The sequence below is a fragment of the Fervidobacterium gondwanense DSM 13020 genome (genome assembly GCF_900143265.1).
Classification (GTDB): domain Bacteria; phylum Thermotogota; class Thermotogae; order Thermotogales; family Fervidobacteriaceae; genus Fervidobacterium; species Fervidobacterium gondwanense.
In genome coordinates, this window is sequence record NZ_FRDJ01000005.1 from 19,223 (window position 1) to 45,010 (window position 25,788).

The 25,788-nt window shown below is 39.2% G+C and carries 30 protein-coding genes; 14 read left to right on the forward strand and 16 right to left on the reverse strand.

What is annotated here, in order from left to right:
• Positions 1 to 71: 71 nt before the first annotated feature.
• From BUA11_RS05520 to BUA11_RS05550, 7 genes are all read left to right on the forward strand, one after another.
• Positions 72 to 485, forward strand: coding sequence for a type II secretion system protein (locus tag BUA11_RS05520; protein ID WP_072759257.1), 414 nt, complete (start codon positions 72 to 74; stop codon positions 483 to 485).
• Between the two features lie 40 nt (positions 486 to 525).
• Complete coding sequence (locus BUA11_RS05525; RefSeq protein WP_072759259.1) at positions 526 to 1,353, forward strand: ABC transporter ATP-binding protein; 828 nt, start codon at positions 526 to 528, stop codon at positions 1,351 to 1,353.
• A 36-nt stretch (positions 1,354 to 1,389) separates the two neighbouring features.
• Positions 1,390 to 1,926: a GNAT family N-acetyltransferase gene (locus tag BUA11_RS05530; protein ID WP_072759262.1), complete on the forward strand. Its 537-nt coding sequence runs from the start codon at positions 1,390 to 1,392 to the stop codon at positions 1,924 to 1,926.
• An 85-nt stretch (positions 1,927 to 2,011) separates the two neighbouring features.
• Positions 2,012 to 2,686: a zinc metallopeptidase gene (locus tag BUA11_RS05535; RefSeq protein WP_072759264.1), complete on the forward strand. Its 675-nt coding sequence runs from the start codon at positions 2,012 to 2,014 to the stop codon at positions 2,684 to 2,686.
• 263 nt (positions 2,687 to 2,949) lie between these two features.
• Positions 2,950 to 4,215: an extracellular solute-binding protein gene (locus BUA11_RS05540; protein ID WP_072759266.1), complete on the forward strand. Its 1,266-nt coding sequence runs from the start codon at positions 2,950 to 2,952 to the stop codon at positions 4,213 to 4,215.
• 110 nt (positions 4,216 to 4,325) lie between these two features.
• Positions 4,326 to 5,252 carry a carbohydrate ABC transporter permease gene (locus tag BUA11_RS05545; protein WP_245789542.1) on the forward strand — a complete coding sequence of 309 codons (927 nt, stop codon included), beginning with the start codon at positions 4,326 to 4,328 and terminating at the stop codon, positions 5,250 to 5,252.
• Between the two features lie 44 nt (positions 5,253 to 5,296).
• A complete protein-coding gene (locus tag BUA11_RS05550; RefSeq protein WP_245789543.1) occupies positions 5,297 to 6,148 on the forward strand; it encodes a carbohydrate ABC transporter permease in 852 nt (283 codons plus the stop codon).
• Positions 6,149 to 6,166: 18 nt separating this feature from the next.
• Here BUA11_RS05550 and BUA11_RS05555 read toward each other — a convergent pair whose 3' ends face one another.
• The 3 genes from BUA11_RS05555 to BUA11_RS05565 are packed head-to-tail and all read right to left on the reverse strand — an operon-like array spanning position 6,167 to position 8,383.
• Positions 6,167 to 7,006 (reverse strand): Rossmann-like and DUF2520 domain-containing protein, encoded by an 840-nt coding sequence (locus BUA11_RS05555; RefSeq protein ID WP_245789545.1) that lies wholly within the window; start codon positions 7,004 to 7,006, stop codon positions 6,167 to 6,169.
• A gap of 30 nt (positions 7,007 to 7,036) precedes the next feature.
• Positions 7,037 to 7,978 carry a methylmalonyl Co-A mutase-associated GTPase MeaB gene (gene meaB / locus BUA11_RS05560; protein ID WP_084634373.1) on the reverse strand — a complete coding sequence of 314 codons (942 nt, stop codon included), beginning with the start codon at positions 7,976 to 7,978 and terminating at the stop codon, positions 7,037 to 7,039.
• Between the two features lie 3 nt (positions 7,979 to 7,981).
• Entirely contained in the window at positions 7,982 to 8,383 is a 402-nt protein-coding gene (locus BUA11_RS05565) for a cobalamin B12-binding domain-containing protein (RefSeq protein WP_072759270.1), read from the reverse strand.
• 436 nt (positions 8,384 to 8,819) lie between these two features.
• On the opposite strand from BUA11_RS05565, the gene BUA11_RS05570 reads away from it, so the two are divergent.
• From BUA11_RS05570 to BUA11_RS05600, 7 genes are read left to right on the forward strand one after another with little or no spacing between them, the layout of a single operon-like run.
• Positions 8,820 to 9,581, forward strand: a complete 762-nt coding sequence (locus BUA11_RS05570) for a hypothetical protein (protein WP_072759272.1) — start codon at positions 8,820 to 8,822, stop codon at positions 9,579 to 9,581.
• A gap of 37 nt (positions 9,582 to 9,618) precedes the next feature.
• On the forward strand, positions 9,619 to 9,861 hold the full coding sequence (locus BUA11_RS05575) for a hypothetical protein (protein ID WP_072759274.1): 243 nt from the start codon (positions 9,619 to 9,621) through the stop codon (positions 9,859 to 9,861).
• A gap of 17 nt (positions 9,862 to 9,878) precedes the next feature.
• Positions 9,879 to 10,412: a hypothetical protein gene (locus BUA11_RS05580; RefSeq protein ID WP_072759276.1), complete on the forward strand. Its 534-nt coding sequence runs from the start codon at positions 9,879 to 9,881 to the stop codon at positions 10,410 to 10,412.
• A gap of 36 nt (positions 10,413 to 10,448) precedes the next feature.
• Entirely contained in the window at positions 10,449 to 11,816 is a 1,368-nt protein-coding gene (locus BUA11_RS05585; protein ID WP_084634374.1) for a hypothetical protein, read from the forward strand.
• Positions 11,817 to 11,849: 33 nt separating this feature from the next.
• Positions 11,850 to 12,548, forward strand: coding sequence for a hypothetical protein (locus BUA11_RS05590; RefSeq protein ID WP_072759278.1), 699 nt, complete (start codon positions 11,850 to 11,852; stop codon positions 12,546 to 12,548).
• A 41-nt stretch (positions 12,549 to 12,589) separates the two neighbouring features.
• A complete protein-coding gene (locus BUA11_RS05595) occupies positions 12,590 to 13,009 on the forward strand; it encodes a hypothetical protein (protein WP_245789576.1) in 420 nt (139 codons plus the stop codon).
• A complete protein-coding gene (locus BUA11_RS05600) occupies positions 13,006 to 14,502 on the forward strand; it encodes an STN domain-containing protein (protein ID WP_072759282.1) in 1,497 nt (498 codons plus the stop codon). The genes BUA11_RS05595 and BUA11_RS05600 overlap by 4 nt, the downstream gene beginning before the upstream one ends.
• Positions 14,503 to 14,533: 31 nt before the next feature.
• Here BUA11_RS05600 and BUA11_RS05605 read toward each other — a convergent pair whose 3' ends face one another.
• The 13 genes from BUA11_RS05605 to BUA11_RS05665 all read right to left on the reverse strand — a co-directional run bounded on the left by BUA11_RS05605 (position 14,534) and on the right by BUA11_RS05665 (position 25,665).
• The gene (locus BUA11_RS05605; RefSeq protein ID WP_072759285.1) at positions 14,534 to 14,998 is read right to left on the reverse strand and encodes a hypothetical protein; all 465 of its coding nucleotides are present in this window, start codon (positions 14,996 to 14,998) and stop codon (positions 14,534 to 14,536) included.
• Between the two features lie 34 nt (positions 14,999 to 15,032).
• A complete protein-coding gene (locus BUA11_RS05610; protein WP_143145288.1) occupies positions 15,033 to 15,467 on the reverse strand; it encodes a hypothetical protein in 435 nt (144 codons plus the stop codon).
• A 129-nt stretch (positions 15,468 to 15,596) separates the two neighbouring features.
• The gene (locus BUA11_RS05615) at positions 15,597 to 16,046 is read right to left on the reverse strand and encodes a hypothetical protein (protein ID WP_072759289.1); all 450 of its coding nucleotides are present in this window, start codon (positions 16,044 to 16,046) and stop codon (positions 15,597 to 15,599) included.
• A 220-nt stretch (positions 16,047 to 16,266) separates the two neighbouring features.
• Positions 16,267 to 16,722 (reverse strand): biotin/lipoyl-containing protein, encoded by a 456-nt coding sequence (locus tag BUA11_RS05620; protein ID WP_072759291.1) that lies wholly within the window; start codon positions 16,720 to 16,722, stop codon positions 16,267 to 16,269.
• A complete protein-coding gene (locus BUA11_RS05625; protein ID WP_072759292.1) occupies positions 16,719 to 17,123 on the reverse strand; it encodes an OadG family protein in 405 nt (134 codons plus the stop codon). The genes BUA11_RS05620 and BUA11_RS05625 overlap by 4 nt, the downstream gene beginning before the upstream one ends.
• Positions 17,124 to 17,169: 46 nt before the next feature.
• A complete protein-coding gene (locus BUA11_RS05630) occupies positions 17,170 to 18,708 on the reverse strand; it encodes an acyl-CoA carboxylase subunit beta (RefSeq protein ID WP_072759294.1) in 1,539 nt (512 codons plus the stop codon).
• Between the two features lie 53 nt (positions 18,709 to 18,761).
• On the reverse strand, positions 18,762 to 19,169 hold the full coding sequence (mce, locus tag BUA11_RS05635; protein WP_072759296.1) for a methylmalonyl-CoA epimerase: 408 nt from the start codon (positions 19,167 to 19,169) through the stop codon (positions 18,762 to 18,764).
• 108 nt (positions 19,170 to 19,277) lie between these two features.
• Positions 19,278 to 19,613 carry a cyclic nucleotide-binding domain-containing protein gene (locus BUA11_RS05640; protein ID WP_072759298.1) on the reverse strand — a complete coding sequence of 112 codons (336 nt, stop codon included), beginning with the start codon at positions 19,611 to 19,613 and terminating at the stop codon, positions 19,278 to 19,280.
• Complete coding sequence (locus tag BUA11_RS05645; protein WP_072759300.1) at positions 19,600 to 20,331, reverse strand: cyclic nucleotide-binding domain-containing protein; 732 nt, start codon at positions 20,329 to 20,331, stop codon at positions 19,600 to 19,602. Before BUA11_RS05645 ends, BUA11_RS05640 begins: the two co-directional genes overlap by 14 nt.
• A gap of 27 nt (positions 20,332 to 20,358) precedes the next feature.
• On the reverse strand, positions 20,359 to 22,953 hold the full coding sequence (secA, locus tag BUA11_RS05650) for a preprotein translocase subunit SecA (RefSeq protein WP_084634376.1): 2,595 nt from the start codon (positions 22,951 to 22,953) through the stop codon (positions 20,359 to 20,361).
• Between the two features lie 103 nt (positions 22,954 to 23,056).
• Positions 23,057 to 24,226 carry a 2-oxoacid:acceptor oxidoreductase subunit alpha gene (locus BUA11_RS05655; RefSeq protein WP_072759303.1) on the reverse strand — a complete coding sequence of 390 codons (1,170 nt, stop codon included), beginning with the start codon at positions 24,224 to 24,226 and terminating at the stop codon, positions 23,057 to 23,059.
• Positions 24,219 to 24,479, reverse strand: coding sequence for a ferredoxin family protein (locus BUA11_RS05660; RefSeq protein ID WP_072759305.1), 261 nt, complete (start codon positions 24,477 to 24,479; stop codon positions 24,219 to 24,221). Before BUA11_RS05660 ends, BUA11_RS05655 begins: the two co-directional genes overlap by 8 nt.
• 34 nt (positions 24,480 to 24,513) lie before the next feature.
• A complete protein-coding gene (locus BUA11_RS05665; RefSeq protein WP_072759307.1) occupies positions 24,514 to 25,665 on the reverse strand; it encodes a sodium ion-translocating decarboxylase subunit beta in 1,152 nt (383 codons plus the stop codon).
• Positions 25,666 to 25,788 lie beyond the last annotated feature (123 nt).

Below are 25,788 nucleotides of genomic sequence, written 5' to 3' on the forward strand. Positions count from 1 at the left end.
ATATATAATCTAAACTCGCCTGTTTCAATCGAAATTTCAGTTGGCAGGCGAACCGGAAGAAGGGAGAGAAGGTGAAAAGAGGTTTTACACTTATTGAACTTTTGATAGTTATGTCAATAATTGCAGCTCTCATGGCTGTGGCAACTCCAACAGGTTTAAATGCTTTAAAACAAGCAAAAGCAACAAATGTTGCCGGTAATTTTCGCGCGTTGAACCAAGCTGTTCTTCAAATGCTAACACTTGAACCGAATCCACCTGCGAGTGGCAATATACTTGATTATATTTATACACACGGTTATATCTCCACAAAACCTCAAGGATTTGAAATAACGTATGAAGAAGACACAAAAGAATACAAGATCGTGTACACGCAAGATGATGTAGAACCATGGAGGATAACCAACATATTACAGTCTATAAAGTTAGACGATAAAGAAGGTTCAGACACCTACGGAAAACCCATTCTGAAAGTGCCAAAGCCATGAGTATATCAACAATGCTGAGTATATTAGTGAGGTGTCTTAAGTGTTAATCTTAGAAAAGATAAGCAAGCAATTTGATAATAAACTCGCCCTTGATAAAATAGAAGGTAGAGTAGAGGCAGGCGAAGTTGTTGCCGTGATTGGTGAAAACGGAAGCGGAAAGAGTACGCTTTTAAATATACTTGGGACGTTTCTTAAACCAACAGAAGGGAAGCTCTATTACAACAATATCGATGTTTTCGGTTCTCCAGAAAGCATAAATGAATATCGAAAATTAGTTACTTACGTCTCCGAAAACTCGCAATTCATATCTGAGCTAAATCTGAAAGATAATCTGAGTTACTTTAAGTATATATTCAAATCTGAAAAGGATATATATTCTATCTCAGAACAAGTTGGGATAGAAAATTTTTTGAACCATAAGCCATCAAGGTTATCTAAAGGCCAAAGGCAAAGATTATCTTTGGCTATAAGTTTGCTGAAAGATGCCAAGATCGTCCTGCTCGATGAACCGGCAGAAGGTTTAGATGTGGAAACCAAAGCCGTAGTCAAGAATATCGTTAAGTCATTCAAAGATAAAGGCTGCATTGTTTTTTATGTGACGCATGATGAAGATGAGGTCGAAGAGGTATGTGATAAGATATTGGTCTTAAAGAATGGAAAAACGACGTTCTTTGGAAATGTCGACGAGTTTTGGGAGAAATATGAAAAATTCTATTCCGTCACGTACTACGAAGGTGCTAAAAAGACAACGAAAGTTGTGAATATAGATGAGTTAAGAAGTATCCAAGAGAAAGGAAAAGTGTCTCACATAAGGAACCTTGGTTTAAGGGAAATTATAAACTTGAGTGAGGAACTGGTTAAGAAATAAGAACAAGAATCCAGAATACAAATTGGGGTGATAGAGATGAGATTAGAGGGGAAGCTTGCACGAGTCAGACCCTTAGAGATATCGGACGTAAAAAAATTAGCGCATTATTTAAACGATGAAAGCATCAAAGAATTTGTCAGTTTGGTCTTTCCAATAAACCAGTTCTTGGAAGAAGAATGGATAAAACGGAATGCAATATCACATAGCAACTTAACCTTTGGAATAGATGTCGAGGGCATCCTTATAGGAACGGCTGGATTGAAAGATATAGATTGGGTAGCGCGCAGTGCTGAGTACGGGATAGCCATATACGATCCAGAATATTGGAATCGCGGCATAGGAACAGAAGTTACTAAGTTAATATTGAAATACGCATTCGAATACCTAAACCTAAACCGCGTTTGGCTAAAGGTTTTTGAGAACAACCCGAGAGCCATAACGGTCTATGAAAAATGCGGATTCATACAAGAAGGAAGAATGAGGCAGGGAAGATATTTGAAAGGTCAGTACCTTGATGTGATAATAATGGGTATACTCGCGAACGAATATTGGAGGATAAAATCAGAGTTCTAATTCTAAGTTTCTTCTAAGGTCAGGGCTTGTATTTGTGGTATAATATATAATAGAAAAAAGTTTAAGAAACGGGAGGTGAAGCAAGATGTTTTACGATCCAACATTTATAATATTATTGCCAGCACTTTTGCTCTCACTTTGGGCAACTATATCTGTTCAGTCAAGATTTTCTGAATATTCTAAGGTTCGGTCAAGGATTGGAATGACTGGTGCAGAGCTTGCAAGGTTTATTCTTGAGTCAGCAGGACTGTACGATGTAAAAATAGAAGCCTTACCTGGAGCATTGACCGATCATTATGATCCAAGAACAAAAATCGTAAGGCTTTCACAAGCGACTTACTCAAGCGATTCTGTTGCGGCGCTCGGTGTTGTAGCACACGAAATTGGGCATGCGATTCAGCACGCGAAAGGTTATGTGCCTCTGGTTATTAGGAACACCATTGCACCTGTGGCACAATTTTCTTCAAACCTTGCGTGGATATTCTTCATAATAGGTTTAGTCACAGGAATGTTCGGTCTTGCTCAACTTGGAATTATACTCTTTTCAATAGCTGTTTTGTTCTCTATAATAACACTCCCAGTGGAATTCGATGCAAGTAAACGAGCACTTGCAATTTTACAGAAAAACTTAATGATGCCTGCTGAAGAACTAAAAGGTGTCAAGGCTGTTCTTTCCGCAGCTGCGATGACGTACGTGGCAGCGATGCTTATGGCAGTCTTGCAGCTTGTAAGGATGATACTTATAGCGAGAAGAGATTAACTTCGCCAATTAATAATAAGAAGAGGGACAGAATAATCTGTCCCTTTTTTATTTTTAATTTGTTCTCGGCAATTTCATGAGCATTTCCAAGAATACAACTTTAACGAAAGTCTCGTGAATATCGGTGAAAAAGATTGGCATATATTTTAGAAGGGTTATTTCCTGTTAAAAACGATTATTTACTCTAAAATTCTCAAAACTGTATTCTTTCTTTTTCAAAAATATAAGTAGTAAAATTGTTTTATCCGATAGGAGGTGATCGTATGTTTAGGAAGTTATTATTGTCAATTTTGTTGATTTCAGTAGTTATATCTTTCGGTGCGAAGATCCAGATCACGATATGGACACATGAGGATCCAAACAGGACAAGGATCGAGGAGAAGTACATTAAAGAGTTCATGAAGATGTATCCAAATGTAGAAGTGAAGAGAGTAACTTATCCATCCGACAAGATAAGAGATATCGTTTTGACAGCGTTCGCGGCAGGTAAAGGTCCCACTATATTCAACCTCGAAATTCAGTACGCTTACCCATACATCACGAACAAGCGAGTCGTTCCGGTCGATCTTAACGCGATAGGTGTAAAGAGCTATACTGAACTTAAGAACATGTACGTTAAGGGAACATTGGACGCAGTGACGTATGGAAATATGATTTATGGCTTGCCACTTGAAGTTACAAACTGGGCACTGTTCATAAACAAAAAGTACTTCAAAGAAGTGGGATTGGATCCTGAAAAGGATTATCCAAAGACATGGGAAGATTTAATGAGGATAAGTGAGAAACTGACGATCCGCGATGGTAACATAATAAAGAGAAGAGGCTTCGACTTCAGGTATCCGTATTACCTCACATTCTTCCTGCCGATGGTAGAACAATTGGGCGGAGCTTTGTTCGATAAGAAGGGAAATCCTGTTGTTATCAACGACCAGGCTTGGATTAAAGTTTTGAACTACATGAAAGAATGGGGACCAAACGGTAAGAATCTCGGCTCTCCAACCTACACTGCAGCAAGAAAAGAGTTTAATAAAGACAACAACACGATAGCGATGTGCGAATCGGGACTTTACCAGATACTTAGAATAAAGGAAGAAAATCCGAATTTCTACAACAGCGGAGAATGGATGGTGGTTAATTGGCCCATTTGGAAAGATGCGGTTAAAGACGTCAGGTGCAACTATTACGGACATTATTACATGGTGAACATGCAAGCTTCCAGACCTGAGCGCGAGATGGCTTGGAAATTGATTTGGTATATGCTGAGCCACCCAGAAGAGTATCTAACAGAGGTTGGACTCATTCAACCAAAGTTATCTTTGATGCAGTCGGAAACATTTAAAAAATTCCCTTATGCAAAAGTCTTCTTAGAAGATCTTGAAAAATCTCACATGATACCACTACACGAAAAGGATCCTCAAATCGAACAGCTTTTGAAGGAAATGGTAGAGTCGGTAATGCTGTCCAACGTCTCACCAGAAAACGCTTTGAACAACTTCAAGAAGAAGTTAGCTCAATTACTCGAAGATTGATTTATATTTATTGCCATCTACATATCATTCGGGGGCTCGGCGCCCCCTTTTTAATAGATAGTGCTTTAACTCTTGTTGTAAATATGAAACAATGGAAGGGGGATGCAAAGTTGAAGAAGGAAAAGAAGTCTAAAGAAAAGAAGGTTAGCGGTTTAGAAAGAAAAAAAGCCGTTTGGGGGATCGTTTTTGTATTACCTTCGATAATTTTGTTTTCCATTTTTAGCTTTTACCCAATTGGTTATGCTTTCTTCGTAAGTCTTTATAAGAAGGAGCTTCTATCGTTAGAATCGCCAAAATTCATAGGTTTGAGAAACTATGTGAGGCTGTTAGAATCAGACTCGTTTTGGAATTCGGTAATTGCAACACTTAAGTTCGCAGTGGGTACTTTCGTACCTATGGTAGTTTTCAGCCTCTTGTTAGCAACTTTCATACTCGGAAGAAAGAGATTTCAGAAGTTGTTTCAGGTGGTATACTACTCACCAGCTATAATGCAGTCTGCCGTTGCAGCGCTCGTTTGGTTGATAATATTCGACCCGAGAAGTATCGCAAATCAGTTCATGAATTTTATCCTTAACACAAAAGGCGTTGATTACAAGTGGCTGGTTAACGAGAATATGCTTGTGCTATCAACAATAATTGTATACTTTTGGAAATACATAGGCTATTTTACCGTCCTTTTCCTCGCCGGTCTGGCGAGTATCCCGCGCGAAATACACGAAGCTGCAAGAATAGATGGAGCAAATAGATTCCAAGATTTTATATATATAACTCTTCCGCTTTTGAAACCGACGACAACCCTTGTCTCTGTTGTCGCTATGATACAGTGTCTCAGAACGTTCAGTACGCAGTACCTTTTTGTCCAGGCGGGAGCAAGTGTTAAGCCAATAGAAGTGATTACTTTAAATATCTATCATACCGCTATTCGAGACAGAAATATTGGAAGGGCAAGTGCGATGAGTGTTTTACTTTTCATAGTAATCATGATCCTTACGATAATTCAGCTCCGGGTTTCGAGATCTGAGGAAGTCCAGTATTGAAGCTATTGAAGAAAATATTTAGAAAGAGAAATGAGGTGATCTCTTTGAGAAATGTAAATAGATTCTTTTCCATTGTCATCGATACACTTATTTGGCTTTTCTTGATAGGATTCGCAGTGTTTGTAATAGTGCCTGTGATATTCATGTTCACAGCATCGTGGATGCCATCGAAAGATATCATGAGCATCCCGTATCCGTGGATACCGCGCACGCTTCAAATTCAGAATTTTTGGCAGGCAATAAGAGGAAACGATGGGAAATTTCTCTTTGCAAGAAGCATATTAAACAGCCTAATCGTGGCATCATTGACAACTCTTGGTACTGTATTGCTCTCAGCAATCACCGCTTTTGGTTTGGCAAAATACAAATTCAGGGGACGAAATTTAACATTTATCTTGATACTCAGCACAATGATGATACCATTCGAAGCAATAATGATTCCTCTCTATCTGCTTGTAGTTAACATCGGATGGCAAGACACATATGTAGGCTTAATAATCCCACTCATCGCAAGCGCATTCGGAATCTTCATGATGAGGCAGTTCTTCATTACTTTCCCCGATGAATTAATGGATTCGGCCCGCATAGATGGTGCGAATGAATTAATGATTTTCTGGAAGATAGCACTACCGAATAGTAAACCAGCGATAGCAGCGCTCTCAGTACTAACTTTCAGAGCTCAGTGGGACAACTTAATATGGCCACTTCTCGTAGTCCAAAGCCCTGAAAAGAAAACAATACCGCTTTACATTTCACAATTCGCATCGGAGAAATACACAAACGAAGGAGCACTCATGGCAGCGGCGGTCCTTGCAAGTATACCAATGCTAATCATATTCCTTTCCATGACTAAATATTTCATAACTGGAGCCGAATTGTTCACAGGAAGGAAGTGAGATTTTTTCAATATATAGTCATTCTAACTTTTTTAATATATCAACTAACATCCAATAGAGTTTTTCATATTCTGGGTATTTGCTCTTGAAAATTAGTGCTTCTTTCTCAACAACTTCCCAGTCGCCGCGCTTTACAGGACCTGTGAGTGCATCAGAAAGCTTTTTTTCAGAAATATTCTCGCTTACACTTTTGAGAAGTGTCGATATGATTTTTCGGGATTGTTCATCTGAAAACCCTATGTCTTTATATATGGAACTTGAAAGGTACGAAAGTGCAACGGAAAAATTGCTCACAATGACTGCAGCTAAGTGGTACAGTGGTTTTTCTTCTTTGCTGATTTCAACAAACGTACCACCGAGCAGTGTTATCAAGTCCTTCGCAATTTCTGTTCCCTTTTTAGTTCCCTCTATACCAAAAATAATGTCCTTAAAATCTTGCCATTCACTTGATACTGCACAGTTTGGATGCATTGAGGCTGGTGACCAGTCGGAAGGAAATATATCTGATGTCAAGAAACCACTGAAGTGTAAAGCTGTTATATCACCAATTTTTCCGCTTAACAGTTCTTCGGCTCTTGGAAGTGTAGAGTCGTTTAAACCAAGCAAAACCGTGCCGTTTAAAAGAAATTCATCATCGTACGTCTTCGGCACGGCGTTTATTTCTTTAGAAAGCTTTTTTGCTTTTTCAATGTCCCTCGAGATGACGTATCCAAACTCTACCTTCCCGAAAAGAGCATGTGCAATAGATGATGAGACTCTTCCAACACCAACGATGTTAACAATATCTGAAAATCGATAGTTTAAATAGATGGCTTCTTCCTTGGTACAGAGACGTTCAGAAGTTGTGATATCGTTCAAATGAAAACCACACTCCGAAAATGAGGAATTTTAGTTTTTCTCCTTTTTAAGTTCGCAGATTTTGTTGATGACATTTTCAACGATCACATCCACCCTATCCGTTTCGCTTAAACCTTGCGAACTGACAAGTTGCGAGATTTTCTTACCTATCAAAACCTCGACATGCTTTTTCACTCTGCGGAGTTTTCTGTTCACAATTTCCCCGGTTTCATTTATTTTTCTTTTATGATTCTCAATCTCCGTATGCATCTCGTCAATCCCTTTACCAGATGTCGCAACTGTGAGTACTATTGGTTTAACTGTTTCGGAAAATTGAAGCACCATTTCGAGATTCGTCTTCAAAACATGAGCGCCCTCGATGTCTGATTTGTTTATTACGAAAATATCTGCTATCTCCATTATTCCCGCTTTCATGAGCTGAATTTCATCACCAGCGGCTGGAGAGAGAACCAGGACAACGGTATCGGCAACGTAAGCTATATCTATTTCACTCTGCCCTGCTCCGACAGTTTCGATTAGAATATAGTCGAATCCGTAGAGTTTGTAAAGCGTTATTACACCAAATACGGCATCGTTCAATCCACCGACGTTCCCGCGACTGCCCATGCTTCGTATGAAAACACCACTGTCGGTAAAATGCCTCTTCATTCTAATCCTATCACCAAGCAGAGCACCGCCAGTAAATGGACTCGATGGGTCAACAGCGATGATGCCTACCTTCTTGCCTTCCTTTCTCAGACGCGCAACATAAGCATCTGTCAGCGTACTTTTTCCCGCACCGGGGCTTCCGGTGAATCCGACTATATGCGAAGAAGATTTATTAAGCTGCTCCCAGTACCTCGACTCAACATGAAAAATGACTTCTGGGTCAGACTCCACAAGCGTTATAGCCTTTGCAAGTCCTATTTGGTCACCATTCAGTATCCTTTCGCAGTAATGAAAGATATTTTCAACATCTATGGACTTTTTCACTTATTACGCAACTCCTTGTTCGACAACTTCTTGTATCTTTTTCACAACTTCGGAAATAGGCGTTCCAGGTCCAAAAACAGCTTTTATTCCCATCTTTAACAATTCCTCAGCATCGTCTGCTGGAATGATGCCACCAACGAAAACAGGAACGTGGAAATCGTACTGATCCATAAGCTCAAAGACTTTCTTACAGACACTCATATGTGCGCCTGAAAGTATTGAAAGCCCGATTATATCAACATCTTCCTGCATAGCAGCTCTCACAATTTCCTCAGGAGTCTGTCTTAAACCGGTGTATATTACTTCCATACCTGCATCTCTAAGACCACGAGCGACAACTTTCGCTCCTCTGTCGTGTCCATCAAGACCGGGCTTAGCAATCAACACCCTAATTTTCTTATCCACAAGCGCTCACCCCTTCCGATAAAATCGATACTTTTATTTAGTTTTATTCTATCACACAAGATAAAAGATTCAAAGTAGAAAAAAAGCCCAAGAGCCTTGAATTAGAGTTTCGATAAAACGGAAAGTTCTTTTCAGACGTTTTTTGGCATCGTTCTCTACTTACACAAAATCGCATGCAAACTTACACCAAGGTTTATTGGGATTTGAAAAAATCCAACTTATGTGTTAAAAATTTACAATTACTTTACTAAAACGTAATGTATTTTCGTGCTTAAACAGTCTGTTTAGGTGTAAAATTAATCAAATACTATCAAATATTCTAAAATATGATAAAGATTGTCTATTTACGATTTTGAAAGATTTTTTAATTGTTATTTATCTTTGCACCCAGTACGCTACGTCGGTTTTTAACGCTCGCACTTAGGGAGGATTCGAAATGATTAGGTTTCTCGGCGATTTCTCTATAGGTAATTGCAACGAGCTGGAATTATCTAAGAACGAATTGATAGCTCTTGCCTATTGTGCGGTCAAAGAGAGATTTTACATAAATGAGTTATATGATATTTTAGAAGAAAAAGGACGTTATGAAATTGCATACGTAAGGAAGATCTTAAAAAATCTAAGAGCGAAGGTGTGTGATAATGTTGATATAAACGTATCTGAAGGAAGAATTAGCTCAGAATTTAGAGACAGCTGTGATATAAAAGTTTTGCCTAAGGAAGTTGAGAAGGTGGAAGAGAAAATGAAACACAGTGCTTTGGAAGACACGGATATTGAGTCTTTATTGGCACTTTATCGTGGCCACTTTCTTCCATTCATAGAAAACCTTTGGGTCGAGAGTTATAGAGACATGCTTAAATCTATAGTCTTCTCCCTATTTTCAAAATTGTACTTGTCAAAGACTCTTTCTTCAGCATCAAAGTTAAAAATGTTAAGAATTTTTCCCGAATTGCAGATGAGCGTTATAGACTTGAGCACCTTGGAAAGCCTCTCTGGTTATGTTCGTGTCAACATTGGTGATTATGTCTTTGGAGTTAATGAAGAATTGGGGATTTTGAGAATTACGAACATACCAACGGATATGCTTTTAAATCTAATTAAGGGTTGCAGTGAAGTTTCGTTTGTTGGCGATAATGAAGTGGTATTAGTTGTGAATTCCGAAACTATACACGCTTTGATCAAGATGAAGAAAGAATGATTGAACCGTCAACCCTGGTTCAGGGGTGGTTAAGGTGATGTACATCAAGTTTTTCGGAGATTGGAAGGTGTATTCTAATGGAAAGTTGATTAAAAAATTCAAATCCCAGAAATCATTGAAGATCCTATTTTACCTTGTACTATCTGGAAGAACGAGAGTATCTGAGGATGAACTTTTCAAAACTTTCTGGATTAGATATAACAAAGATTATGCCAAGAAGAACCTAAATACTCTCCTGTGTTATTTGAGAACAGACTTAAAATACCTACCGATTATCTAAGCGGCGAAAGGGATTTTGTGCACATTGCGCAGAGTCATTTTCAAAGTGACTACAAAGAGTTCCTTGAAGCGGTAGAATCGGGTGATTTGAAGAGAGCAGAAAGCATGTACACCGGTCCTCTTTTAGATGGTATCAACGATGATTGGGTGAAAAAATATAGACTAACCTGCCAGAAGATGTTTGAAGAATTAAACTATCCTGCCTCTCAAAAGAACCTCGATAAAGAAAATAATCCAATCACAAAATTAAAAGCCATCCTTGAACAGCAGAAATTGACAAGAGAAAAGCATTTCATACCATTACTTCTCAGAAAAGACGAAGTAATATTTGGATTTTCGGTCAGAAAAGGCGACATTTTGGTTGATTTTGAAGACATTGTTATCATTGTTTTAGAAAAAGGGACAAAGTCGTATGAAAAAACTATCAAAGGTTTCTTAAAAAGGGCAGGGCTGACTGAACAAGCTGTAAAGATTCTTGATGAAAATGGTGTTTTAGAAATAATAAAAATCAGGAATAGTGATTCTTATGAAAAAAAGGATTTTTCAAATTAACGTCCATTAGCACGAAAGGAACGGAGGGATTTGCGTATGAATTTGAGAGTTTTCATGATTTTGGTATTTACGTGTTTTGTAACTCTTCTCTTCGCCTTAGAAATATCACCTAACCTCATATATCAAATTGAGAGTGCGAAATATCAATTCTCTTACGAACTCTACGTAAAGAACGATATACCTTACGAAAGTAAAGTTACTGTCGAGGTAATAGATTTCATAACTGATGGTCGAAGCTATTCGTTCGACGAACCGGACTATAAATACAGTTTGAGAAATCACGTGTCGGTAAACGAAAAAGAGATCATTTTAGCTGTGAACGAACAAAAGCCTGTAAAGTTGGAATTCAACGTGCCTCAGAATTTTCCGGGTGCGACTGGTGTCTTCGCATTGCGGATTTCTCAGGAAAGTACCACTGGCGGTAAGGTACAGATACGCCTAAATTATATAGTACCGTTCTTTATAAGGTTCACGGTTGTTCCGATATTTCAATCAGTTAAAATTAAGGATATTTCAGTGAGGGATCTCTCTTTAGAGCCAGACGATGAATATGGAAATTATGGTTCATTGATTACACTTGAAATTGAGAATAATGGAAATATCGGATTAATACCAAAAGGTTCTATCTTAGTTTCAGCAAGAGAACTAAAAACAACGATAGCTGAGGTTCCTATTGATTCATTTGATCTTGTTGTCTTTCCTGAGAAAAGAACTTACTACACATTTTACATACCGTGCACGCTACCGTCTGGAACGTTAGATATCAACCTCTCTGGAAAATCATATGGTCTTGATTTTAGCACAAGTGCTTCAAAGAAAATCGAGAATAAAAACAACCTGATGATAGTCAAGACAGAACCTCAACTTGTTATTTTTAACGATAAGAACAAAAACACAGTATACAGTTTAACAATAAGCAACCTTTCTTTTATCAAAGATTCGATCATACCAATTGTCAATTCAGATGAACTCTCGTTTATCCCCAAAAAGTCCATAATCTATCCTTACAGGACCACTTCATTCAATGTTAGAACATCAACAAAAGACTTTGGTTTCTCAGGAGACAGGATATATGAAATAAAATTCCAAGCAGAATCGTCAACAACTTTGAGGAATGTTCAACCTGCGTACGTAGTATTGCGAGGCAAGACTATAAATGCCTTGTTAGAAGGTCATTTAGAATCATCCCAGTTTGGTTCAAGTTTGGTAGTAAGCAACGAAGGGAATTGCGTTGTACAGTTCGATGTTATGTACGGCAACCAGAAATTGAACAGCGAATCTTTGGTTATCTTCCCCGGGCAGACACTCACCATCGATTTTGGGACAGTTATTAACAAGAACCAACTACAAGTGAAGTACGGACCTTATGGAGAAAACACAACTAACTCGCTCGAAGACTTTTGATGGATCTTTAAAAACCTTCGAAGGAGGGATTTTGTGAAGAGAATTTCACCGGTTCTTTTAATTATTTTGATTATGATATACTCTCTACCTTTTTTGTTTGCGTTGGAAGTATCGTTTTTCAACACTAATATAAAAGAGGCTTTGAATATTCTTTCACTTGATACTGGTGCTGTTATCATTTACGAACCAAATATCAGTGGTGCAGTTACGATACAAGTAGATGCTGATTTTGAAAGAGTCCTCGATTTGATTTTAATGCCTTACAATTACTACTGGACTAAGCTCGAAAACGTATACTTTGTCGGCATCTCGGATGTAAACGCATCTTCTTTTTTAAATACTGCTAAATTCTATCAGATACCGCTTAGGTTTTGCTCTGCTGAGAAGATCATTGCTGTCATGCCGAAGGCTCTTGAAAGTTTCGTTTTGAAACCCTTTGAGCAGAATAATCTTTTAGTGTTTGCACCACCGCCGATAGCTTCGAAGATTGCAAGCTTTGTTTCAGATATCGACAAGCCGAAACAAGCTTACGAAGTTTATGTGAAGATTACGGATATAAGCGAGGCCTTTCTCTTTAACTTCCGGCTCGATTTCTCGTCCTCACGCCAGTCAATCTTTGCGCCGAATTTGTTGCAAATTCCAATTTCTGATACAAACCTAAATATTCTTCTTAACAACAAGGAAGACTCGGAAGATTTTAAATCATATACGAAGGTAAAGTCCAAGCTTTAAGTGGTTATCAAACAAAGATAACGGCTCAGAGAAGTATTACGATTTCAAAATTCGGAGATGGTAAATTAACAAGCGGGCAGAATATAACAACAATGGAGATGACCATAACCCCAAGATTTTTGTACAACAGCTGTGTAATGGAAATCTCTTTGAAGTTAGATGGAATTCCAGATGCCAACGAGTTGAACTTTGAAACAAGGGGTGCGATACTTCAGTCAACAGTTAACTTGGAATACGGGAAGGTTTACTTGGTTGGATCGTTTAGTTATGACAAGAGTGTGCAAAAGGAAGGTGGAATCGCATTTCTTAAAGATTTGCCGATAATAGGTAGTCTTTTCAAAAGCTATTACATCGAATCAGAGAAAAGATATGTTATGTTCCTTGTAATCGTCGCAAGAAGTATAGATTTGTTGTCGAATATGAACGAATATGTTCAAGAATCAGGAGTTGATGGAAAATGAGAAGAAGTCTATACAGTTTGCTCTTTTTTCTTATCTCTTCGTTTTTATTTTCCGTTGGCATTTCGGTCACTCTTGATTTTACAAATACGCCTCTTTCTGAGATTCTCGATTTCATATCTTCAGAAACCAGTTCCGTCATAGTTTACCCTTTAGAACTCTCTAAACTTAAGATTACTATCAACTTGAAAAACGTTAATATAGAGACTGCGCTGAAAATGTTGCTTCTAAATCTCGGCTTTGATTTTGAGAAAATCGATTCAGAAACTTATGTCGTTTTTTCGCAGACACGGTATTACCCAAGATATATCACAAACTACGAGCCAAAATACCTGGACCCGTTTACTATCAAAAGTGTTTTGGACACTTTAGACATTGAGAATTATGTTTTTGAAAATCGAAATGTGTTTTACTCGGCGAGCAATCAGAAGGCAGATGAATTGCTTTCTATCATTTCACAGCTCGATGTAAGGAAGGATTCCAAAGATTCTTCGATTCTTTTGGTAAAGCTGTTGTCGATTTCAAAAAGCGAGTTCACGATTTCAGCAAACAAAAATGCTAACCAAAGTATCGACAAATCTAATATAGCATACATTTTGCCAAGAATCGTTGAACGAGTGAGCGAATATTCAAGAGAATATTGCTACATATCTATCCCGATCTACAAAGCTCAAGTTGAAGAGTCAACCTTGCTTTTGTCAGAAACCATCGCTGCAACAATGACAATAGAAGGTGGTTTTGGACAAGTTACTGTACGGTTGATCAACAAAGATGGTACCGAGTTTATTAAGTTCGGAACAAAAGAAGCTGAGGGGACACTACCGCTGAACAGTATACCGATTTTGAAGAGTGCAGAGGAAAAGATTAAATTCGGAGAAGGTCAGGGCACAGGATACTCTATATTGGAGTCTGGACAATATCTGATATACTTGGAATTCTACAAATTGGAAATTGAAAATACTGATGAAGTAAGAAATTATACGTATGTAGAGAAGAAAGATAACTACAATCTAACAAAACTAAAAAGCGATATTGAACTAACATACAGCAGTTCATCGACCATACTGTCTATTCAGAATGAAAGGAACAAAGCATCGGTTGTTGTAAGCAGTCAAGACTTTTTACCTTTGTATGCAGAGATACTAACAAGAATAGTGGATAATACTTTCATAGGAATTGGGTTTGAGGTATCAAGTTCAAAGATCTACATTTTGGTACACGACAAGATTACTCTTCCTCTTTTTGAGATTTATCCAAAAATAGGATATTCGATAAATGATAATTCATTTGCAATCACGGCAGAAATAGACTTTGTTATCTCTTTTGGCGATTTCTCACTCGTTCCATTGATAAAATTCGGAAACCAAGGGAATGCATTTTATGAAACCACGGGATATGGAGTGACAGCAAGATACAGAGGGAAAGATTATGAATTCAGATTAGGAACTTTATGGTCAGGTCAGTTTTTTGCAGTTACTGGAGGAATTTCTTGGTGAGGAAAGCTTTTTTAGCTCTTTAGCCAATTAGTCAGAACGGAAAAAAAGTAAATGAAAGGACCACTGGAGATTCTTCTTTTTCAAGTTCTTCCAAGTTTATGATGAAGAAAACAGAAGTCATTCTAAACTGTTTTCTCGGATTGAATTCAGTAGCTTGGCTCAAAGATATGACTTTATTACCTAACCTAATTGTTATAGGTATTCTCATTTCTTGAGCAACACCGTCAGTGGATAAAACGTCCACAGAAAATTTGAATTTCTTACTTGATTCTAATGTGATGCTTCCCACAACCGTTTTTAAATCCATTTGCTCGGTTAGAATCTGCTGACTTTCATCGTAGTCCATCGAGATTTTTATTGCCGGCTTTACAGTGAAAGTAAGTACCTGACTCCAGACAGCTCCGCTTGGTCCAAATATTATATGAACTGGACCATTAGAAAACAACGAAAGTGGTATTAAAACAACAGAAAGCACCAAAAACAATCTTTTTGTCAAAAAATCAACCTCCGTTATACCAGGGTGCTAAAAATCAAAACGGCAAAAATACAAACGTTAAAGACACTTGGAAGTCTCCAGCTGCTTCATCTAAATCGAAACGCAGAGATAGAATTCCTCTTATGAAGTTATTTATTTTTGTTGGTTTATCTTGAGACATTGATATTTTGGTGTTGCCTATGTTAACACTTTTAACGACCACATCTTGAGAATCCAATACGACAGGTTCAACATACATCTTAAATCTGCTCACCGAAGCATAAATATAAATTTCTCCAACTGACGCTGTTTTGGTGTATTCACTTACTACAAAAGTCTGGCTCTCATCGTAATACCAAGTAATTGTTATTATCTGCTCAGCAAAAGTCCGCTCAGCGCAGAATAGATAAGATATGATCAAAAGCAAAATCGCTAATACCTTGAACCGCTCAATGCTGTCACCTTTTTCGAACTGTCGTTTTATTATCATTCTCTTGATCACCTTCTTATTACTACCATCTTCTCGCTCTAAAATTATACCACTTCCTACGAAACTGTTTAAATTAAAAGAGGGCACGAAGCCCTCTTCTTTCAGTTTTTATTAAAATCATATCCTTAATCAAAACGGCAAGAAGGTAAAATCGAGTTTTACGTCAAAGTCATCTTCAATGTCTGTATAACCTGTAAACGTTACACTTAATACACCGGCAAGAGACTTTGTAGGAACTTCTGTTGGACTATTAGCATTGTCTGAAAGAACTTGCGTGCCAACTTGGACTGCAGAAATTCCTAAGCCAGTAGGAAGTTGGTTGCCTATAGCGTAGTAAAGTTTGAATTTCTTATTAGACCAGAATTGAATATCTCCAACACTTGCAGTTCCGGTATCATAATCGACTAAGAATGTTGATGACACATCGTATTCCCAAGTAACAACGATTTTGTGTTTTACTGAAAACTTGAGCGTCTGTGACCACTGTCCACTTGAACTCATTTGAATGGTGGTGCTTCCAGCTGCTACGAACTCCGTAAAGACAAGAACTATCAAGAGAACGATTAATAACTTCTTCATATCTCATCCCTCCTTTCTTGAAACGCTTCTCCCTTTACGCAAGTATAGTCCCATTATTTACAAAGGTAAACCATTCTATAACCATGTATAGGAAAATGCAAGGAATAAGTATTAAAAAACGCTTAAATCATAATCAAAAAATAAATAAAAAGCCGATGGTCGTCCATCGGCTTGAATTCTTGAATTTTAGATTATCTGAATTTTACCCATCTTCCAAAGATTATTCGAGTTCAATCATTATTTGTCCAGTATCTACGTTGTCTCCTTCTTTCACGAGTATCTTCTTAATAACTCCCGGTTTATCAGCTACGATGTCGTTCTCCATCTTCATCGCTTCGAGTATCAGAACCTTCTGACCGTACTCAACTTTTTGTCCTTCCCCAACCAGTATTTTCAGTATCACACCAGACATCGGTGCCACTATTTTCGCACCAGCACTTGTGCCGGAACTTGATGGTGCTGTTGGTGTAGTTGGCACAGTTGGTGTTGTCGGTGTTGTCGACGGAGCAGATGTTCTCTGCATTTGTTGTGTGGGTCCTGCAGCTACTTGCTGAGTTGATTGCACTGGTTGTGTTGGTTGAGATACTTGCACAGATTGTTGCACTTGTGCTCCCAATTCTTCGACCTCTACGACGTACTCTTTTCCATTCACCCTAACAACGAATTTTCTAATCATCTATTTCCACCTCTCCAACCATATGTTCTCCATTCATCCCATCCTCTAATACCTTTGTGCCTTACTTTACTTTCTCCTTTAGACACAGGTCTTATACTTCTTACGACGACGTTCGTTCCTATCGTTGCGTAAATTGCTGCAAATATTGCCGCTATTTCTTCGGTATTATCTAAATTATCTAAAGCCTCAGAGATTTTCGCTTCGCTGAATAGTTTTTTCCCTTCATCGGTTTTTTTAGTCGCTGTCTCAACAGCTTCTCGAGGTTCTTGCGAAGGCAATTTCACTTTTTTGTTCTTGCTTACACCAAAAAGTTCCATCAGCTTGAAAACAAAATAAAGAACAACGAATATGGCAAAAACTGCTGTAACTCCTACTATCATCACTACTAATTCTTGTGGCATGAATCAATCACCTCTTAGCTTCTTAACTATTTTTTCAATCTAACGATCACAAAGGTATGTTGCCATGTTTTTTCCTCGGTCTTGATTCTACTTTTGTGGCACTGTATTCGAGAGCTTTTTCGATCCATTCACGCGTTTCTCTTGGGTCGATGACAGCATCTATGTATCCTCTTGAGGCTGCAACATATGGATTTGCGAAGAGCTGTCTGTATTCTTCTATCTTCTGCTTTCTTGTTTCTTCTGGGTTTTCTGAAGCGTCTATTTCTTTCTTGAATATGATATTCGCCGCACCATCTGGTCCCATGACCGCAATTTCGGCTGTTGGCCATGCGGCAACAAAGTCAGCGCCAAGGTGCTTGCTCCCCATTGCAATGTACGCCCCACCGTATGCCTTTCTGAGAATTATCGTAATCTTCGGAACAGTTGCCTCGCTGTATGCATAGAGCAATTTTGCACCGTGCCTTATTATTCCGCCATGTTCTTGTTTGACTCCTGGTAAATATCCAGGCGTATCGACAAATGTAATTATCGGTATGTTGAAAGCGTCTAAGAATCTTATGAATCTTGCCGCCTTATCTGATGAGTCTATGTCGAGCACACCGGCAAGATAATTTGGCTGGTTTGCGACTATACCGACCGATTTCCCGCCAATCCTTGCAAATCCAACTACTATGCTCTTTGCGAAATGCTCATGCACTTCGAAGAACGTTCCTTCGTCAACTATTTTCTTTATAACATCCCTAACGTCAAATCCTTTTCTCGAATCGATAGGAACTATTGTGTGGATATCAGAGATATTGGGCGTAACATATTCTTCTTGTGAAACCGGTTCTTCCATGTTGTTTTCAGGAATGTAAGAAAGCAATTTCTTGACCATCTCTATAGCCTGTCTATCGTCAGAAGCAAGGAAATGCGCATTTCCGCTCTTTGAGTTGTGCACATAAGCACCACCGAGGTCCTCTTTCGATATATCTTCTCCTGTCACTGCCTTTATGACGTTGGGACCCGTTATGAACATCTGGGCAGTCTGGTCCACCATCACTACAAAATCCGTTATCGCAGGAGAATACACAGCACCACCTGCACACGGACCGGAGATAACCGTAATCTGCGGTATAACTCCCGATGCAATCGTGTTTCTGAAGAATATCTCTCCGTAACCGTATAAAGAATCAACACCCTCTTGTATCCTCGCACCACCTGAATCATTAATACCTACAAGAGGTATTCCCATTTTCAACGCAAGGTCCATTATTTTTACTATCTTTTTTGCATGCATCTCGCCTAATGAACCGCCCATTACGGTAAAGTCCTGGGAAAATGCAGCAACGGGTCTTCCGTTAACTTTTCCAATACCGGTGACAACGCCATCAGCTGGTAACTTCATCTTATCGAGTCCAAAAGTTGCGTTTCTGTGTTTTACGAATTTATCTATCTCTTCGAAAGTGCCTTCGTCAAAGAGCAGCTCAAGTCTTTCCCTTGCTGTCAACTTCCCTTCGGCATGTTGCTTTTCTATCTTATCTTTTCCACCGCCAAGCTCTATTTCTTCCTCCATCTGTTTAAGCTTTTCAATGAGTTCGTCCATCAATTCCCACTCCTTCCGATACATCTATCAAATCAGTTAAATCAACTAACAATTCAATGTTCACCTTCAACTAATTCAACAAGGACCCCACCTGTTGTCTTCGGGTGCAGGAAAAGAACACGAGTACCGCCCGCACCTTTTTTCGGCTCTTCAGACAAAGGTTGCAGTCCGTTCTCTTTAGCAAGTTTGACTGCCTCATCTATCCCATGGACGTTGAATGCTATATGGTGAATTCCCTCGCCCTTTTTCTCGAGAAAGCCTGACACTTCAGAGTTTTCGTTCATCGGCTCAAGAAGTTCTACTCGAGTGTCGCCAACTTTGATAAAATACACTCTCAAACCTCTTTCAGGAAGCTCTTCTATTTCTGTCACTTCCAGTCCTAAGAAATCCTTATACAACTTCAGCTTCTCTGAGGCATCTCTTACAGCGATGCCTATGTGATCTATTCGGTTAGTGTGCACAACAAGTCACCCCCAAAAAGTCTATTAAAAGTTTATTAAAATTATCCCTTGGAATCTACTTCTATTTTACAATACACTCTTGGTGTGTCAAAACCTGCCAAACGGTTATCAAATCCATCCAAGTGCTTTTGCCGTGCGTTTCATAAAGTTTTTGAGTGCATTCTTTCCAACTTCTGTTTTTGCATATATATCCAAAAATTCATTCTTTTCACAACGTATCACTTTAACAGCCCCAACAGCGATGCACGTTTCAGAATAAGGTTCTCCGACGAGAGCCTCAAGACCAAAGACTTCAACCATATCAGCTGCTTGATCACTACTAACGAGTGTTTCATAACCACCTACGATAGCTTTAACGGTTCCAGTCTTGATTATATAAATGTAAGGCTTTCTGTCATCTTTTTCTATGATCTTCTCACCGTCGCTGAATTCAAGAGTTTCCACGCAACATCACCTCTAAAACCCGCGCAATCTTTGAATACCTTCTGTAAATGATGTTACCTTCATCCTTGTATATGCTCTCAAGAGTTTTGACCGCTTCGTAACAATAGTCTTTAAGATGAGAGTACCTTAGAAGCACCTTTTTCAGCAGAGATTTCGCTACGTACCTGTCGTTCAGCACTATGTAAACTTTGGCCGCTGTTTCTATTAAAAATTTCGCACCAATCTGCTCGTCTGGAAATTTGTCTGAGAATTTCTTTACCAAATTGACCTTTGTGATTAGCTTGTCGTCCTCAATGCTCTCTATAAACTTGATCGCTTCTTCTTTATTCTCCGGCAATTCCCCTCCTGATAAAGTTAAGAGCGATTCAACTTGTTCAAGGTACTCATCTAAATCAGGCGTTTCGAAATTAAAATCATCAAGAACTATTTTGTCTAAATCCACAGATGTTTCGTAAAGGATCTTCCTAAGTTCAAGAATCTTATTTATTATATTTTCGTATTCATCTTCAAGTGAAACGTCAATTATCTCGCTTTCCTCCAATGCAACGACATCCTCTTCCAGCGGTATCTCAAGAAGATACTCGACCAGAGCAACATAATCACCCTTCGATATATCGTGATATGTCTTATTCCTTGTTTCCCTAATGGTTCCGTACTGAATTTTAAAAAGCTTCTTTGGAATTTCTCCACTTTTGAATATCACGCCCTCGATTTTCATGCCTACTCACTCACCCAGACAGATTTTTTAATCTCTCTTTATTTTTAATTTTGGTTTTTTCTTACCATCAGCTGTTTTGTCTTCTACAAGTTTAAATTCATCATGAATTGTGCTGACTCTTGCAAGTTCCTTCTTCGATTCTTCTTCTGCTTTATTGTCCACCCTTCTCAAATTGAGTAGGTAAGAAACCGCAAGTTCATAATTTCGCGACATCATATCCGTGAACATCGCGTACGTCTCTTTCTTAAACTCAAGAACTGGATCCTTTTGTCCATAACTTCTCAATCTTACAGACTCTTTGACATGCTCCACTTCTTCAAGGTACTGTCTCCAGTTTTCATCAATAATCCTTAGTACAATAAACTTTGCGACATGTTCAAAATCTTCGCCAAATTCTTTCTTCTTCTCCTCGTACCATCCTCTGATCTGCGCCGTTAAATCGGCTTTCAGTTTTTCAACATCGTCGATTTTTTCGTTTATTTTGACATAATCTTTTATTACGGCAAAGGAATTCTTCAACCCTTCTAAATCCCATTCAATTGATGAACAGAATTCATCGATTCTCGACTGGACAAAATTCTCAATCGCCTCGTTTATGAAATTATCAACGTTGTGTTCAAGTATGTAATCTCGATAACCATAAATCGCCCTTCTTTGTGTGTCTAAGACGCTATCAAGTTCAAGTAAGAATTTACGAACTCCGAAGTTTATGCCTTCAACTTTCTTCTGAACCTGTTCGATGAGTTTTGTCAAAAGCGGATGGTAAATTGGCTGTCCGGGTTCTATCTTGACCATGTCCATAACTTTTTGTATCCTGTCTCCACCGAAGATTCTCATGAGATCATCTTCGACAGACAAGAAGAATATAGACTCTCCCGGATCGCCTTGTCTTCCTGACCTACCGCGTAGCTGGTTATCTATCCTTCTGCTCTCGTGGCGTTCAGTACCTATAACGCACAAACCGCCGAGTTCCTTCACACCTGGACCTAACTTGATGTCCGTTCCTCTTCCAGCCATGTTAGTTGCTATTGTTACCGTTCCTTTTTGACCTGCTTGGGCTATGATCTGCGCTTCTTTTTCGTGGTATTTCGCATTCAAAACTTGATGTGGAATCTTTTCACGCCTCAGCATCTCGCTTAACCTTTCACTTTTCTCAATCGACGTCGTTCCAATGAGAACAGGCTGGCCTTTCTCGTATCTTTTCTTAATCTCTTCAACGATAGCTTTGTATTTTTCGTCTACGCTTCGGTAAATCAGGTCGTCTCTGTCGTTTCTAATCATAGGCTTGTGCGTTGGGATGACAACGACTTCAAGACCGTATATCGATTTAAATTCTTCCTCTTCCGTCTTCGCAGTTCCAGTCATACCGGCGAGTTTCTCGTACATTCTGAAGTAATTCTGGTAAGTTATAGTTGCATACGTAATACTTTCTTCCTTTATAGGCACTCCTTCTTTCGCCTCTATCGCTTGGTGCAAGCCTCCACTGTAACGTCTTCCTGGTAGAACGCGCCCTGTGAATTCATCGACGATGAGGACTTGTCCGTTGTGAACTAAGTAATCAACGTCCTTTTTGAAAAGATGTATCGCTTTCAGAGAATTCGTTATATGGTAAATACTGTTCACGTTCGCCGGATCGTACAAATTATCAACGCCAAGTAATTTTTCCAAAAATTCGATGCCTTCATCTGTGAGGAGCACCGTTCTGTGCTCTTCATCGAGTTTAAAGTGCTTGTCTCTCTCAAGTCTTTTTGCAATCTGATAGAATTGTTTGTAAACGGAAGCATTGTTCTTGGAAGGACCGCTTATGATCAACGGCGTTCTTGCTTCATCTATGAGTATGCTATCGACCTCGTCGACTATCGCATAGAAATGTCCGGTTTGGACTTTGTCCTCGAGCGAGATAACGAGATTATCTCGCAGGTAATCAAACCCAAACTCAGAATTCGTTCCGTATGTAACATCGCACCTGTAAGCTTCCTTCTTACTTACCTCAACTATATCGACTTCAAAAGCTTCAACAGCCTTTTTAACTTTCAATTCATCGGACAAAAATTCTCCATCGAAATCATCTGGCCAGACGCAGTAATTCTCTTCGAGTCCTTTTTGAGCTAATTCCGGATTTTTCCAAACTACCTCGTAGGCTTTCCCGGCGGTATTTATAATTCCAACCCTCAACCCAAGTGCGAGGTAAATTGGTCCCATCCACATTGCATCCCTTTTTGCAAGGTAATCGTTAACGGTGACCATGTGGATATTCCTATTCATCAAAGAATTGAGCACAACTGGTGCGGTTGCGACAAGCGTCTTACCTTCACCGGTCTTCATCTCAGCAATCTTACCTTTGTGGAGCACTATTCCGCCTATAAGCTGCACATCGAAATGCCTCATTCCAACGGTACGCCTTGCAACTTCTCTTACAAATGCGAAAACTTTTTCCACATGCTCTTCAAGTTCTTCAAAGTTCTGGAGCTTTCCTTTATGTTCTAAGATATAGTTCTTCATTTCTTCGAAAGACATTCTTCTCACTTGTTCTTCGAGGGAGTTAATTTTCTCTACCAACTTTCGTGCCTTTCTTATTTCAGACTCGTTCTTGTCAAAAAGTTTTTTCAATTTGCTAATCACGTCTTTTTTCCTCCTTAAATCGTTAATTCACTTACCTATAATATTTTATCACAAAAAAGAAAAAAGGTCATCCAAGCGAGGATGACCAAAAGACAAAAGTATTTCAAAAATCTATGCCTTCGAGGAGCATATTGTTAAGCTCGTTAAGTATCTCGTGAGGTGCTATGAGTTCACCACCTACTCTGCTTAAAAGCCTCATCTTCGTTCCAGGTCTTATGAGCTTTGCAATTTCGCCCGCGTACTGCCCAAGATTCATCTCCGCAACAAGGACGTTTTGAACACTCGAAAGTTTTTTCCTCATTTTCTCTATTGGGATGGGCCATATTGTTATCGGCCTGAGCAAGCCAACCTTTATACCTTCCTGCCTCGCCATTTTAACTGCTTCCTTTGCAGACCTTGCAACCGAACCGTAGGCAACTATTATTGTTTCAGCATCTTCGGTCATGAATTCCTCGCACTCTGCAATCTTGTCTATGTGCAATTTTATTTTATTAACAAGCCTTCTTATCAGTTTTTCAGCGGTCTCCGCTGTTGCCATTGGGAAACCTGATTCATCATGCACAAGGCCCGAGACATGGAATCTCGCCTTACCCATCTCGACCAACGTTGGCGGTAAGTTCTCAGCATACTCACTTTCGCTGAAAGGTACGAATAATTCTTCCTCTTCGAGTTCTCTTGATGTTAGTCTTTCTACAATTTCTATTTCACTGTCAGGTGGAAGCATAAAATTCTCGTACATGTGTCCAAGCACTTCGTCCATTAACAATATGACTGGTGTTCTGTACTCTTCCGCTAAGTTGAAAGCCTTGATCGTGTATTTATACACTTCTTCAACAGTTGAAGGATAGAGGGCAATGATCGCATGATCTCCGTGCGTTCCCCACCTTGCCTGCATTATATCTCCTTGCGCTGGTTTTGTCGGCATACCCGTTGAGGGACCGCCACGCATTACGTTCACAAATACAGTTGGCGTTTCAGTCATAACTGCGTAACCTATGGCTTCTTGCATTAAGCTGAACCCGGGACCACTTGTCGCGGTCATAGACTTTGTACCTGCAAGCGAAGCACCAATTATAGCTGCGGCACTCGCTATTTCATCTTCCATCTGTATGAAAACGCCACCAACTTTTGGGAGTTCTCTTGCCATCGCTTCGGCTATTTCGGAAGATGGGGTTATCGGATAGCCTGCATAAAATCGGCAACCAGCCCTTATGGCACCGTAGGCACAGGCTTCATTTCCTTGCCAAAAGACCATGCGAGAATTTTTAGGCATTTTCAACACCCACCTTCTGTTCAGCTTCTTTTTCAATACTGGAGTTTTCTGGTTGTATCTCAACTATGTTTATAACGAAATCCGGGCAAAGGTTTTCACACATCATACAACCTATACAAGTGCTGTGATCTGGGACTGCAGGTTTATTTAATTCTCCTTTAATAATTGTCTTTGTTGGACATATATGATAGCAGATTCCACATGCTTTACACCACTGATATTTGATTTCCACCCTGTACTGCTTTTTTGCCACGAGGGTTTACCTCCTTTTTTACATTTATAGTTTATTACTTAAGCATCGCTAAGAACATACCAGCCGCCACAGCTGTACCGATAACACCAGCAACGTTCGGTGACATAGCATGCATGAGAATGAAGTTTGTTGGATCTTCTTCCTGAGCTATCTTCTGTGCAACCCTTGCTGAGTCAGGAACTGCCGAAACACCCGCTCCACCAATCAACGGATTAATCTTATCTTTCAAGAAAAGGTTCATGAGTTTTGCAAAAAGTATTCCCGAGATAATGCATGTAACAAACGCAAAAGCTCCCATGCCAAATATCAAGAGCGATTTCGGACTGAGGAAAACATCGGCTCGAGCAGACGCTCCGACAGAAAGACAGAGCAAGATCGTCGTAGTATCCAGTATGTATTTACTCGCTGCTTCAACCAATCTTTTCACATTTCCAACTTCTCTGAGAAGATTACCGAACATCAAAGGACCGACAAGCGCTAAGGATTGCGGAACTATCAACGCCGTTATAACAGTTGTAATGATTGGAAACACTATTTTCTCTGTTTTTGAAACTTTTCTCGGTGGTTTCATCCTTATCTTTCGCTCATCTTTTGTTGTAAGTAATTTAGATATCGGAGGCTGCAAAATAGGTATCAATGCGATATACGAGTAAGCAGAGATAGCGATAATAGGTAGCAAATCCGGTGAAAACTTAGTTGCTAAATAAATCGACGTCGGACCATCCGCACCGCCTATTATTCCTATCGCCGCTGCCTCAGGGAACGTAAAATGGAAAGCTCTTGCTAAAAGAAATGTTAAATAAACACCGATTTGAGCAGCACCGCCAAGGAAAATAGTTATCGGGTAGGAAAGCATAAATGAAAAGTCCGTCAACGCACCTATACCTAAGAATATAAGCGGCGGGTATATACCCAGATCAAGTCCTTGCTTTATGTAATACAAAAAACCACCTGGAACTAATCCACCATTTTCTAAAACCTGAGGTTCAGCCAGAACACCAGTCGCAAGTAAAGGAATATTCGAGAAAATTATACCGAAAGCAATAGGAATTAAGAGAAGAGGTTCAGCATCTTTTTTCACAGCAACATACACCAGAACACCAGCGATAATTAACATGAAAATATTACCCATAGTAAGCTGTGCAAAGCCCGTACTTTGGAAAAACAAAGCGAACTGATCCAGCATATACTTAGCCTCCACTATTAATATTTTTGTTTTATCTCATATTTTAGTATACTATTAATACATCTTTTTTCAATAAACAAGAACGAGCTTAAAATCAAAAATAGGCAAGCTATAAACGATTTA